Below are 13,633 nucleotides of genomic sequence, written 5' to 3'. Positions count from 1 at the left end.
TTGGAGTCTTTGGAAAAAACATTACGCAGCGTGTTTATTGGAGAAGTTACAGACCTGCCGCAAAAGTTAGGAAAAACCGTGGTCATCGGCAGGAAGGAAATTGCTGTATTTAAAATGGAGAATGGTGACATTACGGCCATTGAGAACCGCTGTCCTCATAAAGGCGGGGTGCTGGCAGAGGGAATACTGAGCGGAGAATATGTATTTTGCCCCATGCACGATTGGAAGATCAGCGTCAAGGATGGCAATGTGCAGGCACCGGATGCTGGGTGCGTTCAGACGTATCCCATTGAGGTTAAAGGTGATGAAGTATTTATCCGAATCAGAGAATAGATTGGGAGGATAGTTTCATAGCGACCTTATTTGTAGAACATGGTTGGTTTGGGTAACTATAAGAGGTTTATAGTGACCGTAAACAAAGAACTAGCGGTGGTTGGGTAACAATAAGAGGTTTATAGTGACCGTAATCGAAGAACTAGAGATGGTTGGGTAACTATACGAGGTTTATAGTGACTGAACTCAGAGAACTTGCTATGCATGGGGAACTATAAACCGATCAAATAATGGGGAGTGACGCAGATGGCGATTATGAGTCCAAATCAAGTAGTGGATAGCATGATTCAAGCAGGTGAAGGGAAGGCGAAATTACCTGTGAAAGATTTGCTCATCAGGGGAGCGCTAGGTGGAGCGTTGCTCGGGTTTGGAACAACATTAGCTTTTACGGCAGAGGTCCAAACAGGACTCGGAATTGTCGGGGCATTACTATTTCCAGCTGCATTTGTCATAATCATTCTCCTTGGCTTGGAGTTAGTTACTGGTAGTTTCGCACTAATTCCTGTTGCGGTAATCGCGAAAAAAGCCACAGCTGCGCAAATGATGAAGAATTGGATTTGGGTCATCATTGGTCATGTGGCAGGAGCTGTTATTTATGCCATTCTATATATCATTGCTGTTACTCAGCTTGGACATATCACCAATCATGCTGTAGCAGCAAAAATCCTAGATGTAGCGGAAGCGAAAACACTCGGGTATAAAAGTCTTGGTTCAGAAGGTTTACTCGTTGTATTTGTAAAAGCAATGCTTTGTAATTGGATGGTAACACTTGGTGCCGTAATGGCAATGACGACAAAGTCTGTAATTGGAAAAATTGCTGCCATGTGGCTGCCGATATTAATCTTCTTTGCTCAAGGGTTTGAACACGCTGTCGTCAATATGTTTGTTATCCCGGCTGGCATGATGCTTGGTGCAGATATTAGACTGGGTGATTGGTGGCTGTGGAATCAAATTCCTGTGTTACTTGGTAACTTAGTTAGCGGGGTTGTTTTTACCGGATTTGCCCTCTATTACACACATGGGAAAAATGAATCTAAATTGCATTTAGAGCTGCCGAAAACAAAAGCTGCAGCAGTACCCAGTACACAACGTTAAGAGGAGTGATTGTTATGGTGAAGGCGTGTATCGTTGGAGCAGGTCCTGGTGACCCGGAATTAATAACAGTTAAGGCATTGAAATGTATCCAAAAGGCAGATGTAATCCTTTATGACCGGCTAGTTAATAAAGAATTACTAAAGGAAGCCAAACGGGATTGTCATCTGATCTATTGTGGAAAACAACCGAATTTTCATACTTTGCAACAGGAAACGATTAACCATCTGTTAGTGAAATACACCAAACAAGGTAAAAACGTGGTGCGTTTAAAAGGCGGTGATCCGTTCGTATTTGGACGTGGAGCGGAGGAGGTGGAAGCTTTGATGGAAAATGGGCTTCCAGTTGAAGTGGTTCCAGGGGTAACCGCAGGGGTGGCAGCCCCTGCGTATGCTGGAATCCCGGTTACACATCGGGAAATAGGCAGCTCTTTTGCCATTGTAACCGGGCACAAGGTGAAGGGGAAACCTACCGATATTAATTGGAAGAGTTTGGTGACAGCAGTTGACACACTGGTGATTTACATGGGAATTACGAATCTCCCCTATATTCGTGCAGAATTAATTAAGCATGGAAAAAAGGAAAATACCCCTGTCGCCATCATTCAGCAAGGGACAACCAGCCATCAGCGAACGGTTACAGGAACATTAAGTTCAATTGTCAGTGTGGTTGAAAAAGAAGGAATTAATAATCCAGCAATGATCATTGTTGGAGAAGTCGTCACCTTCCGTGATAAAATAAGGTTACTTGAACCAGGAGGGAAGGCGGAAAGCTATGCAACAATGGCTTAAAGAAGTAGCAAGAGGAAAAAGAGGGTCCAAAGACTTAGACTATCAACAAACAATTGAAGTGGCTAAATCTATTATTAATGGAAAAGCAACAGATGCCCAAATTGCAGCCTATCTGATTGCACTCCGTCTGAAAACGGAATCTTCGGAGGAATTACTCGCATTTGTGCATGCCTATCAGAATGAGAGTGAAAATATAGAAGGTGCTAATCGGCAGATAATTGATTTAGCTAGTCCGTATAATGGCAGGAACTCTTTTATGGGAAGTATTCCCGCAGCAATTTTGATGGCCGAATACGGGCTGCCTGTATTTTTACATGGAAGTGATTCACTGCCGCCGAAATATGGAACAACAATTAAGGAGATTCTTTTACAGTTAGGTCTGAATGTTTCGCAACCGCCGCAAGGACTAGCAAAGACCTTGGGTGAAGCAGGAATTGCTTTTGCAGACACCGAGGAATATTGCCATAGTCTAGGGAAGCTCCGCGGGATTCGGAAGGAGATAGGAGTAAGAACCCTATTTAATACAGTAGAGAAGTTATTGAACCTTGCGAAGGCAGAGTCACTGATGATGGGTGCTTTTCATCGGACAGCGATTAACAAAATTGCACCTATATTTAAAGGGCTTTCCTTTAAAAATGTTTATGTGGTTCAAGGAATGGAAGGTTCGGAGGATTTGCCTGTTCACCGCAATAGTTTTATTTACAAAATAACAGACAATACGATTGAATCCTCCATTGTTAAACCAGAGGATTATGGTCTGTTGGTACAAGAATTAGATAAAGATATTAAACTATCAGCACAAGAACAGTCGGACATAACGCTGGCGATACTTAGCGGGGATCCATCTAAATCATTGCAGCCCTATTACAATCAAGTTTTATTTAATACCGGTATAAGGTATTACCTGTTTGGTGCCGTCAACAATATTGAAGAAGGTATAGATATCGCCAAACAACAAATAACGGGACAACGGGGATTAACTCAATTAGAAAAATGGAAAGGAAGTCAGCGGGAAATGATTATTTCCTAACTATAACGTTCTGGACGGAATATACGTCTAGGGCGTTTTTTTTGTGGGATAAAATGGAAGGAAATTTATTTTTCAAAATTTTTATTTTTATTATTTACACAAATCCTATTGGTATGGTAGGATTAATAACAACAATTACCATATCTTATCAAGAGAGGCTGAGGGACTGGACCTATGAAGCCTGGCAAACTGTTTAATTCCAGCAAAATGATCTTCATTTTGAGAGATAAGGCGTTACTTAATCATGAGATGCCTTTCCATTTTGGGAGGGCTTTTAGATGAATAAAGGAGGTTTTTAATAATGAATACACCCGTTACGTATGAAAATTGGAGTCCGATATCCGATCATTTCTCAATTGAGGATAAAACAAAGGGAGCAAAAGCCGTATTGGAGTGGGCTTACAGTTCTTATCCAGAAGACCAAATTGTTTATGCCTCCAGTTTTGGTGCAGAAGCAATTGTATTAATCGACCTCATTCAGCAGGTTAAGCCGGAAGCACATATTGTTTTTCTAGATACAGGCTTACACTTTCCGGAAACATATGAGGTAATTAATAAAATCGAAAGGCGTTTCCCTTCATTGAAAATTGAGCGGAAACTGCCAAAGCTAACCTTAGATGAACAGCGTGAGCAATATGGATCTGCACTGTGGAAAAGAGAGCCTAACCAATGCTGTAATATCCGAAAAGTAATTCCACTAAGAGAAACGCTGACAGCTAAACAAGCGTGGATCTCAGGGCTCCGCCGTGAACAGTCACCGACTAGAGCTAACACAGAATTCTTGAATAAAGATGATAAGTTCCAAAATATTAAAATATGTCCGCTTATTCACTGGTCGTGGGACGATGTTTGGGCCTATATAAAGGAAAAGGAACTCCCTTACAATTCCTTGCATGATCAAAATTATCCAAGTATTGGCTGTTTTCCATGTACTCAGCCTGTTGCGGCAGATGGTGATTCTCGTGCAGGGCGCTGGGCGGGAAGTGGTAAGACGGAGTGTGGATTACACACATCCTAAAAGGGGGCTTGTAGTTTGCTCACAATTATTGCGGTGATAATTGGATTATTTTTTGCCATTAATATTGGTGCTAGTGGTGCAGCGGCTTCGATGGGAATTTCTTACGGAGCAGGAGTCGTCAAAAAGAGGCTGGCACTCTTACTGTGCGGAGTTACCGTTTTCTTTGGTGCTTGGCTTGGCGGCGGGGAAGTGGTCAAAACCATTGGAAGCGGAATTGTTCCAAACAGCACTTTTACCGTACCAATCGCACTTATCGTTTTAGCTTCCGCTGCACTATCGTTATTCTTAGCGAATATATTTGGGATACCCCTTTCAACCAGTGAAGTAGCAGTAGGATCTGTTGTAGGGGCCGGGATTGTATATCAATCCGTATTTGTTAGTAACCTTGCATGGATCATGATTTTTTGGCTGCTTACTCCTTTTGCGGCATTCGTGATTGCTATCTTGGCTGCGAATCTATTAAAAAATAAAACGCTCAAACGGTGGATGGAAGCACCGAAAGCCATTCCTGTCCTTTCTGTCCTTGTGGTTTGTATGGGGTTATTTGAAGCTTTTTCAGCAGGAATGAACAATGTGGCCAATGCGGTTGGACCGTTAGTCGGTGCTGATATCATGTCGACAAGTTCTGGTATTTTCTGGGGCGGACTCTTTGTTGCCGCTGGTGCAGTTCTTTTGGGACATCGTGTTCTTGAAACGAATGGAAAGAAAATCACCACGCTCCGTCTGGAAGAAGGCTGTGTCATTTCTGGAACAGGTGCAGCGATCGTTACTGTTGCCTCTGTTTTCGGCATACCTGTACCACTCACTCAAATCACGACATCATCGATTATCGGCATTGGATTTGCCAAGCATGGTAAGTCTGTCTTAAAAAAGGGTATAGTGGTTCAGCTTCTTACTGTTTGGATTGTGTCACCTGTTTTATCCATGGTGCTATCCTACACACTTATCCAATTGCTGATTGAACATAACTTCTATCCAATTGTTGCGATGTCAGGGGTTCTAATCTCCGTCTTTGGGGTGTTGTCTTTGATGAAAAGGTCGAATCAGCCAGTTGTAGAAGTAACGGAAAAGTAGTTTGAGGGTTTTGCTACAAAAACTTTTGTTTTCCTCGATGAGCACTATTTCATCTTATTAATTTGTGTTTATCGATGATATAAATCTCTACTTATAGGATTATGAATCAAAAAAAAGCAAATTTAATGAAGAAAGGTATGATTCTGTTGTCATTTTTACCAACACCTCATGGAGGTAAACTAATCCAAGCATATGATCCCAACTATGATGTAACAACTATTGTGAAAGAACTAGAAATCGACGCGATTGCCTTAAGTGACCTAGAGTTAATCGGTGTTGGGTTATTTAGTCCACTAACCGGTTTTCTGGGGAAGGCAGACTATGAAAATGTAGTAGAAAATATGCGTCTTGCAGACAATACGATTTGGTCTATTCCTGTTACGCTTCCTGTTTCCCATGAAACAGCAGCAACACTTGAAATTGGAGAGAAAATCAAACTTGTATTTAACAATGAGGTTTATGGAGTTATTACTGTTTCAGAATGGTATGAACCGAATTTAGACAAAGAAGCTGTTGAGGTTTATAAAACCCTTGAAACTGCACATCCGGGAGTTAAGCGTTTGTATGAAAGAGGACCAGTTTATGTGGCTGGTAATGTAGTGTTAGTGAAAAAGCCGGAAAAAGGAATCTTTGGCGATGTTTGGTTTGAGCCGAAGGAAACACGTGCCTTATTTGAAGAAAAAGGCTGGAAAACGGTTGTTGGCTTCCAAACAAGAAACCCTATTCACCGTGCCCATGAGTACATCCAAAAAGCTGCGCTGGAAACAGTGGATGGGCTGTTCGTCAACCCGCTTGTAGGAGAAACAAAGTCTGACGACATTCCAGCGGACGTTCGGTTGAAAAGCTACCGTGTTCTGCTAGAAAACTACTACCCTAGAGAACGTGTACAGTTAGGTGTTTACCCAGCTGCAATGAGATATGCAGGACCAAGAGAAGCGATATTCCATGCGATTGCCCGTAAGAATTTTGGCTGCACGCATTTTATTGTTGGCCGTGACCATGCAGGTGTAGGTAATTATTACGGTACCTACGATGCTCAGTTAATTTTTAGTGAATTCTCTGAAGGGGAGCTTGGGATTAAGCCGTTATTCTTTGAACATAGCTTCTATTGCACGAAATGTGAAGGTATGGCTTCCGATAAAACTTGCCCGCATAAGAGCGAAGACCGAGTAATTCTATCTGGAACAAAAGTAAGAGAATTGCTTCGTGCAGGTGAACTGCCACCAGCCACTTTCAGCCGTAAAGAGGTGGTCGAGGTCCTGATTGAAGGCATGAAAGAAGAAAAGGCGACGGTTTAAGGAGGAGAAACAATGACGAAAGCAACGAATATCACTTGGCATAATAGTACGGTTACCAAATCTGACCGTCATGCTCAAAATGGACATGGAAGCTGTGTCCTCTGGTTTACTGGACTTTCTGGTTCTGGTAAATCGACAATTGCCAACGCAGTATCAAGTGCCTTGTACCGTCAGGGTATAAATGAATATGTACTTGATGGCGATAATATCCGTCATGGACTAAATAAGGATCTTGGTTTTTCTGACCATGACAGGACTGAGAATATTAGAAGAATAGGCGAAGTAGCCAAATTATTTGTCGATAGCGGTGCAGTTGTCACAACAGCTTTCATCTCTCCTTTCCGTTCCGACAGAGAGCAGGTTCGTGCGATTTTTGAGGCAGATGAGTTCATTGAAGTTTTTGTTGACTGTCCAATTGAAGAGTGTGAAAAGCGTGATCCAAAGCAGCTTTATGCCAAGGCGCGCCGTGGGGAAATAAAAGATTTCACGGGGATTGATTCCCCATATGAAGCACCTGAGCATCCCGAAGTCACTGTTCGCTCTGACCTATTAACAGTAGAAGAAGCAGTAAATCAAATTTTAAATTACCTTCAAGATAAGCATATTCTCTAATTTGAGTTTGTAAGAAAGGATGGTTGATCAATGGTTGGCAAGGTTTATTTAGTAGGTGCGGGTCCAGGAGATCCAGATTTAATCACAGTAAAAGGGTTGCGCTGCCTCAAGCAAGCTGATGTCATCCTTTATGATCGGCTGGTAAATCCTGAACTTTTGGAGAATGCGAAGGAAGGAGCACAACTTGTCTATTGCGGCAAGCTTCCACATTATCATACAATGAAGCAGGAGACCATTAATCATTTCTTAGTGAAATATGCCAAAAGGGGATATCAGGTTGTCAGGTTAAAAGGAGGAGATCCTTTTGTTTTTGGACGTGGCGGGGAAGAGGCAGAGGAATGTAAAAGGCATAATGTCCCGTTTGAAATCGTACCAGGCATTACCGCCGGAATCGCCGCCTCCGCATATGCAGGTATCCCTGTTACCCACCGGTCTTTAAGCAAAAGCTTCGCCTTTATAACTGGTCACCAAGCTGGTGATGTCGAAGCGGAACATCAATGGGCCCATTTGGCAAAGAGTGTAGATACGATTTGCGTATATATGGGAGTATCTCATCTATCGACGATTACCAAGCAATTAATCGTAAACGGAAAATCTCCACAAACTCCGATTGCTCTCATTCATTGGGGAACATTAAGCGACCAGCGGGTGGTTGTTGGAACGCTTGAGAGCATTGAAGATGTGGTGGCAAGAGAACAGATTACCAATCCAAGCATGATTGTCATTGGTGAGGTCGTCACGTTACACAAAAAATTGAATTGGTTCCAGGAAGAAATTGTACCAAATATACCAGTAGCGAACCGGTAACAGTGGAAGGGAGCACATTGTATGAAAGCAATTCTTTATATCGGCCACGGTACACGCTCTAAAAAAGGTGCGGTCGAAATTAGAGCCTTTATTGATAAGGTTAAGGCACAAATTGATGTACCCATTCAGGAACTCAGTTTCCTTGAATTGACAGAGCCGCTGATTGAAGAAGGCTTTCAATTGTGTGTAGAACAGGGTGCAACAGAAATAGACGTTGTTCCACTGTTTCTTTTGGCAGCGGGGCATTATAAACGGGATATTCCGGAAGCCTTATCACGCTTGGTGGCCAAATATCCTACTATTCCGGTCAAAATAAAGAATCCATTCGGTGTTCAGGAAGTTATTTTGGATGCTGTTGCAGAATTAATAAAGGATTCTGCAGGAACGGTATTTCCTGAGGATCGGTTGTTAATCGTTGGTGTGGGAAGCAGTGATCCAGATATCCATGTAAATTTCAGAAGGATTACAAGTGGAATAGGAGAACGGCTCGGAGCTGAAAAGGTCTCTGTTTGTTATTTTGCTGCAACAGAACCAAGGGTAAGTGAGGGGTTTGAGACGATTACTGAAGGAGCGGCCGGCAGAGTAATTGTCGTTCCATATATGTTGTTTACCGGACTCCTTCTTGGAGAACTAAACAAAATTGTTCGTTCCCGTCAAAAAGATGGTCAAAGGATCCTGTGTACGGCTCCACTAAGTATGCACCGGGTAATTGAGGATATTGTTATTGAGCGCGCACTGGATGAGTAGAACAACCGGTGTAACCAAAAGGCTGGTATATAAAAATATTTAGATAACTATAAAAAATTAATAATTACCCATGAACATGTAAATAGAGGACTTGTCACATAAAAGACCAATTTTTAATAGAACAGCCTCTAAAAATACTGTAAGATAGGTTTAAATTCCATAGTGAGGTGGATAATGTTGCAACTTCAGGTAATAAACAGTCCGTTTAATCAGGAGCAGGCGGAACTCCTAAATCGTCTTTTACCTACTTTTACTGAATCGCAAAAAGTTTGGTTAAGTGGGTTCCTCGCCGGTGCGGCTTCCCCATTAGCTCCAGTTCTAGGAGCACCGGACCAGCAGGGAACAGCTTCAAAAGAAGTGACCATTCTTTATGGTTCACAGACAGGCAATGCGCAGGGACTTGCTAAAAAGGCAGCTAAGACGCTTGAAGGGAAAGGGTTCCAGGTAACCGTTTCTGTTATGAGCGATTTTAAGCCAAATAATATTAAGAAAGTTAAAAATCTATTAATTATCGTCAGTACACACGGAGAAGGAGATCCACCGGATAATGCTCTTACCTTCCATGAATTTGTTCATGGTAAACGTGCTCCGAAGCTTGATGAACTTAATTTTTCTGTCCTATCACTTGGCGATAGCTCTTATGAATTTTTCTGTCAAACAGGAAAACAATTTGACGCTCGCTTAGAGGAACTAGGAGGTACACGATTATATCCACGCTTTGATTGTGACCTAGATTACGATGAACCAGCTGCTGAATGGCTGCAAGGAGTGATTAGCAGCCTAGGTGAAACGAAGGGCGGAAATTCTGCACTAACTCAAGTAGCTGCTACTCAAACAGTAGAGTCAACGTATTCAAGAACCAATCCGTTTAGAGCAGAAGTTCTTGAAAATCTCAATCTAAATGGCCGAGGTTCCAATAAAGAGACAAGACATCTTGAGCTAACACTTGAAGGTTCGGGGTTAACATATCAACCTGGTGATAGTCTAGGAATCTATCCAGAAAATGACCCAATCCTAGTTGACCTTCTTCTTGAGGAATTAAAATGGAACGGAGAAGAGAGCGTAACGATTAATAAACAAGGCGACGTTCGTTCATTAAGAGAAGCATTCGTTACTTATTATGAAATTACGACATTAACAAAACCGCTGCTAGAAAAAGCTGCTAAGCTTACCTCAAATAACGACTTAGAGGAGCTTGTAAATAACAGTGAAAAAGTAAAAGTTTACCTTGAAGGGCACGATTTACTCGATGTGGTTCGTGAATTTGGTCCTTGGAATAGTTCTCCTCAAGAATTTGTTTCGATTCTTAGAAAAATGCCAGCCCGATTATATTCGATAGCTAGCAGCTTATCTGCGAATCCGGAGGAAGTCCATTTAACAATCGGTGCGGTTCGTTATCATGCGAATGGCCGTGATCGAAAAGGTGTCTGCTCTATTTTTACCGCAGAACGTTTACAAGCAGGAGATAGTGTTCCGGTATACATTCAGCAAAACGAAAACTTTAAGCTTCCAGAGAGTCCTGATACCCCGATTATTATGGTGGGACCAGGAACAGGGGTGGCGCCATTCCGTTCCTTTATGCAAGAGCGGGAGGAATTAGGTGCAGAGGGCAAGTCATGGATGTTCTTTGGTGATCAGCATTTTGTCACAGATTTCTTGTATCAAACAGAATGGCAAAAGTGGCTTAAAGATGGGGTACTAACAAAGATGGATGTTGCTTTTTCACGCGACACAGCTGAAAAAGTCTATGTACAACACCGGATGTTAGAGCAAAGCAGGGAATTATTCCAATGGTTACAAGAAGGTGCTCATATATACATCTGCGGTGACGAGAAAAACATGGCAAATGACGTTCATCAGACACTTATTCAAATTATCGAAACAGAAGGCGGCAAGAGTCGTGAAGACGCGGAAGCCTATTTAGCTGATTTGCAGCAGCAAAAACGTTACCAGCGCGATGTATATTGATACAACAAAGTTAGAGAAAAAAGCACTATTGATACAGTAGTGGAAGGAGTTTATTCATAAATGGTGAAGCAAAAATTAAAGGCACCGGACGGCGCGCCAAGCGATGTAGAGCGTATTAAAAGTGAGAGTAATTATTTACGCGGAACACTAAAAGAAGTTATGCTTGACCGAATCAGTGCAGGAATTCCAGATGATGATAACCGCCTAATGAAACACCATGGCAGCTACTTACAGGATGACCGTGATCTCCGAAATGAGAGACAAAAGCAAAAGTTAGAGCCTGCTTACCAGTTTATGCTCCGTGTTCGTATGCCAGGTGGTGTGGCTACTCCGGAACAGTGGCTTGTCATGGATGACTTAGCAGAAAAATATGGCAATGGGACGTTAAAATTAACTACACGTGAAACATTCCAAATGCACGGCATTTTGAAATGGAATATGAAAAGCACGATCCAGGAAATTCATGCAGCTCTTCTAGACACAATTGCAGCTTGCGGAGATGTAAACCGTAATGTAATGTGTGCTTCGAATCCATATCAGTCTGAGGTTCACGCAGAAGTATACGAATGGTCGAAAAAATTGAGTAATGACCTTTTACCGCGCACAAGAGCTTACCATGAAATATGGTTGGATGAAGAAAAAGTGGCTGGAACACCGGAAGTAGAAGAAGAACCAATGTACGGACCGCTTTATCTGCCGCGTAAATTTAAGATCGGTATAGCTGTACCGCCATCTAATGATATTGACGTTTTCTCACAAGATCTCGGTTTAATTGCGATTGTCGAAGATGGAAAGCTTACCGGCTTTAACGTTGCAATTGGCGGCGGAATGGGTATGACTCATGGAGACAAAGAGACTTATCCGCAGCTTGCTAAGGTGATCGGCTTTGTTAAACCAGAACAAATCTATGATGTGGCTGAAAAGGTTATTACCATCCAACGCGATTATGGAAACCGCTCCGAGCGTAAAAACGCTCGATTCAAATACACCGTTGACCGCTTAGGGCTCGAAACAGTAAAGGAAGAGCTAGAAGAGCGCCTGGGCTGGAGTCTTGATGAAGCTAAGACTTATCATTTTGACAACAACGGCGATCGTTATGGCTGGGTGAAGGGCATTGATGGAAAATGGCACTTAACACTGTTTGTTGAAGGTGGACGTGTGGCAGATTTTGATGATTATAAGTTGAAGACAGGCTTAAGGGAAATTGCCAAGATACATACAGGTGATATCCGTTTGACTTCTAACCAGAATATAATCATTGCCAATGTATCAGCCCAGAAAAAGAAGAAAATTAGTGAATTAATTGAACAATATGGCTTAACGGATGGCCAGCATATTTCAGCTCTCCGACGAAGCTCGATTGCCTGTGTTGCTCTGCCGACTTGCGGTTTAGCAATGGCTGAAGCAGAACGTTATTTGCCGCGTCTAATCGACAAAATCGAAAATATTGTTGATGAAAACGGTCTTCGAGATAAAGAAATAACCATTCGTATGACAGGGTGCCCGAACGGCTGTGCCCGTCATGCGCTAGGAGAAATTGGCTTTATCGGGAAGGCAATAGGCAAATACAATATGTACTTAGGAGCCGCTCATGATGGCAGCCGCTTAAGTAAAATGTACCGTGAAAATATCGGTGAAGAAGAAATTTTACGCGAACTAAAAGTCATTCTATCCCGTTATGCAAAGGAACGTGACGAAAACGAGCACTTTGGTGATTTTGTTATTCGAGCTGGCATTGTCCAAGCTACAACAGATGGCACAAACTTCCATGCTTAAAACAAAAAGGAGACAGAAATTTTGTCTCCTTTTTGTTTTATAAAAATTCAGAAATTTTAAACTTCGTCTAGTTTTGTCACTTTTTAACTTGTTTTATCGAAACAATAAAATAGTAGTAAATAAATGCTATAATTCAATTCATGACAATTAAATGAAAACATCTAGATAATTATTACTGATTTAGAGGTGTGTTTTTGTTATGAATAAAGTAGAGTTAGAAATGGCAATTAATGAAAAAAGGAACGAAATGATTAAAATTGGAATGTCAAAAGGACTATCATGCGAAGAAACGGTTTTATGCAGTCAGGAACTAGATGAACTGCTTAATGATTATAGAAGGTTAACAAGCAACCAAGGAACGTCACAGCCGCCCTTATTACTAGAAGGTTTTGTCGCTTATATTCAGCATTTGATAAAATGGACGGCATTACCTTACAAATTTTTACAACCTTACAAGGGAAATAAATTCTTTTAACCTTATAAGTGTATTCCAATAAAGATAGATTTAGACCCATCCATCTGATATAGATGGGTCTTTTTTTTCTTGCCTATTACGTACGCTGAATCGCCGTGGTTGAAAAGTTTTTAACCATTTTTTGCAAGTTTCTATGTGCTTCTCTTAATTTTATGGTTTCTTCGATGATTTTTTGGAATCCTTCAATGTCTCTATCAGATGCATACAATAGTGTCTTCGGTACACCTTCTGCAATTTGTTGTAGGGTAATATCCTGGCTCATGGCAATGACCACCTTTCAACTTATTAACGAGCTAGACGAATATTTCATCTACTTTAATAATTTTAGAAAAAGGCTAGTTTCTCCTGCTAACAATGTAAAAAACTTATCTACACAAATCTCCAGTTTCTTTAACAAATAGTAATGTTTTTGCAAATAACGACGGGAATTTAATACTATGGATGGTCATATGTAGAAAAATATTAGAAAGTGATGATTCTAAAGGAGGAATCAGCACTTTTTCTATTACTCATTTAACCTCACAAATGGGGAAATATTAGAAGATAAAAGAAAATTTAACAGAATGATAGAATAATTGTTGACTTCCGTTTTGTTTATAATATAATAAAACC

14 protein-coding genes and 1 riboswitch are annotated in these 13,633 nt (G+C 41.3%); of the genes, 13 read left to right on the top strand and 1 reads right to left on the bottom strand.

The annotated features are described in order from the left end of the window. Positions 1 to 9: 9 nt before the first annotated feature. From nirD to V7108_RS07075, 13 genes are all read left to right on the top strand, one after another. The gene (gene nirD / locus V7108_RS07135; protein WP_335567724.1) at positions 10 to 333 is read left to right on the top strand and encodes a nitrite reductase small subunit NirD; all 324 of its coding nucleotides are present in this window, start codon (positions 10 to 12) and stop codon (positions 331 to 333) included. Between the two features lie 246 nt (positions 334 to 579). After that, a complete protein-coding gene (locus V7108_RS07130; RefSeq protein ID WP_335567723.1) occupies positions 580 to 1,428 on the top strand; it encodes a formate/nitrite transporter family protein in 849 nt (282 codons plus the stop codon). Positions 1,429 to 1,442: 14 nt separating this feature from the next. Next, the gene (gene cobA / locus V7108_RS07125; RefSeq protein ID WP_335567722.1) at positions 1,443 to 2,216 is read left to right on the top strand and encodes a uroporphyrinogen-III C-methyltransferase; all 774 of its coding nucleotides are present in this window, start codon (positions 1,443 to 1,445) and stop codon (positions 2,214 to 2,216) included. Beyond that, positions 2,200 to 3,246, top strand: coding sequence for an anthranilate phosphoribosyltransferase (locus V7108_RS07120; RefSeq protein WP_335511004.1), 1,047 nt, complete (start codon positions 2,200 to 2,202; stop codon positions 3,244 to 3,246). The genes cobA (V7108_RS07125) and V7108_RS07120 overlap by 17 nt, the downstream gene beginning before the upstream one ends. Before the next feature lie 142 nt (positions 3,247 to 3,388). Then, positions 3,389 to 3,479: riboswitch (SAM riboswitch) on the top strand. 68 nt (positions 3,480 to 3,547) lie between these two features. Next, on the top strand, positions 3,548 to 4,264 hold the full coding sequence (locus tag V7108_RS07115; protein WP_335511002.1) for a phosphoadenylyl-sulfate reductase: 717 nt from the start codon (positions 3,548 to 3,550) through the stop codon (positions 4,262 to 4,264). 15 nt (positions 4,265 to 4,279) lie between these two features. Next, on the top strand, positions 4,280 to 5,338 hold the full coding sequence (locus V7108_RS07110; protein WP_335511001.1) for an inorganic phosphate transporter: 1,059 nt from the start codon (positions 4,280 to 4,282) through the stop codon (positions 5,336 to 5,338). Positions 5,339 to 5,463: 125 nt separating this feature from the next. Beyond that, positions 5,464 to 6,636, top strand: coding sequence for a sulfate adenylyltransferase (gene sat / locus V7108_RS07105; protein ID WP_335510999.1), 1,173 nt, complete (start codon positions 5,464 to 5,466; stop codon positions 6,634 to 6,636). Positions 6,637 to 6,648: 12 nt separating this feature from the next. Continuing rightward, a complete protein-coding gene (gene cysC / locus V7108_RS07100; RefSeq protein WP_335510997.1) occupies positions 6,649 to 7,248 on the top strand; it encodes an adenylyl-sulfate kinase in 600 nt (199 codons plus the stop codon). A 30-nt stretch (positions 7,249 to 7,278) separates the two neighbouring features. Next, positions 7,279 to 8,055 (top strand): uroporphyrinogen-III C-methyltransferase, encoded by a 777-nt coding sequence (cobA, locus tag V7108_RS07095; RefSeq protein WP_335567721.1) that lies wholly within the window; start codon positions 7,279 to 7,281, stop codon positions 8,053 to 8,055. Between the two features lie 21 nt (positions 8,056 to 8,076). Beyond that, the gene (locus V7108_RS07090; RefSeq protein WP_335510993.1) at positions 8,077 to 8,802 is read left to right on the top strand and encodes a sirohydrochlorin chelatase; all 726 of its coding nucleotides are present in this window, start codon (positions 8,077 to 8,079) and stop codon (positions 8,800 to 8,802) included. A 177-nt stretch (positions 8,803 to 8,979) separates the two neighbouring features. Further along, the gene (locus V7108_RS07085; RefSeq protein WP_335511020.1) at positions 8,980 to 10,770 is read left to right on the top strand and encodes an assimilatory sulfite reductase (NADPH) flavoprotein subunit; all 1,791 of its coding nucleotides are present in this window, start codon (positions 8,980 to 8,982) and stop codon (positions 10,768 to 10,770) included. A gap of 60 nt (positions 10,771 to 10,830) precedes the next feature. Then, positions 10,831 to 12,546: an assimilatory sulfite reductase (NADPH) hemoprotein subunit gene (gene cysI, locus V7108_RS07080; RefSeq protein WP_335510991.1), complete on the top strand. Its 1,716-nt coding sequence runs from the start codon at positions 10,831 to 10,833 to the stop codon at positions 12,544 to 12,546. A gap of 199 nt (positions 12,547 to 12,745) precedes the next feature. Next, complete coding sequence (locus V7108_RS07075; protein WP_335511212.1) at positions 12,746 to 13,021, top strand: aspartyl-phosphate phosphatase Spo0E family protein; 276 nt, start codon at positions 12,746 to 12,748, stop codon at positions 13,019 to 13,021. 76 nt (positions 13,022 to 13,097) lie between these two features. On the opposite strand, the gene V7108_RS07070 is transcribed toward V7108_RS07075, so the two are convergent. Further along, a complete protein-coding gene (locus V7108_RS07070; RefSeq protein ID WP_335511214.1) occupies positions 13,098 to 13,283 on the bottom strand; it encodes a hypothetical protein in 186 nt (61 codons plus the stop codon). Positions 13,284 to 13,633 lie beyond the last annotated feature (350 nt).

This window comes from Neobacillus vireti, from assembly GCF_036962345.1.
GTDB lineage: Bacteria > Bacillota > Bacilli > Bacillales > Cytobacillaceae > Neobacillus > Neobacillus vireti_A.
The sequence above is the reverse complement of the archived record's forward strand: the minus strand, read 5'-3'. Positions and strand labels throughout refer to the sequence as shown.

Excerpts from the sequence above, each read along its gene's own strand:
- V7108_RS07130 (WP_335567723.1), top strand. The coding sequence starts at position 580 with ATGGCGATTATGAGTCCAAATCAAGTAGTGGATAGCATGATTCAAGCA.
- cobA (WP_335567722.1), top strand. The coding sequence starts at position 1,443 with ATGGTGAAGGCGTGTATCGTTGGAGCAGGTCCTGGTGACCCGGAATTA.
- V7108_RS07120 (WP_335511004.1), top strand. The coding sequence starts at position 2,200 with ATGCAACAATGGCTTAAAGAAGTAGCAAGAGGAAAAAGAGGGTCCAAA.
- V7108_RS07115 (WP_335511002.1), top strand. The coding sequence starts at position 3,548 with ATGAATACACCCGTTACGTATGAAAATTGGAGTCCGATATCCGATCAT.
- sat (WP_335510999.1), top strand. The coding sequence starts at position 5,464 with ATGAAGAAAGGTATGATTCTGTTGTCATTTTTACCAACACCTCATGGA.
- cysC (WP_335510997.1), top strand. The coding sequence starts at position 6,649 with ATGACGAAAGCAACGAATATCACTTGGCATAATAGTACGGTTACCAAA.
- cobA (WP_335567721.1), top strand. The coding sequence starts at position 7,279 with ATGGTTGGCAAGGTTTATTTAGTAGGTGCGGGTCCAGGAGATCCAGAT.
- V7108_RS07090 (WP_335510993.1), top strand. The coding sequence starts at position 8,077 with ATGAAAGCAATTCTTTATATCGGCCACGGTACACGCTCTAAAAAAGGT.
- cysI (WP_335510991.1), top strand. The coding sequence starts at position 10,831 with ATGGTGAAGCAAAAATTAAAGGCACCGGACGGCGCGCCAAGCGATGTA.
- V7108_RS07075 (WP_335511212.1), top strand. The coding sequence starts at position 12,746 with ATGAATAAAGTAGAGTTAGAAATGGCAATTAATGAAAAAAGGAACGAA.
- V7108_RS07070 (WP_335511214.1), bottom strand. The coding sequence starts at position 13,283 with ATGAGCCAGGATATTACCCTACAACAAATTGCAGAAGGTGTACCGAAG.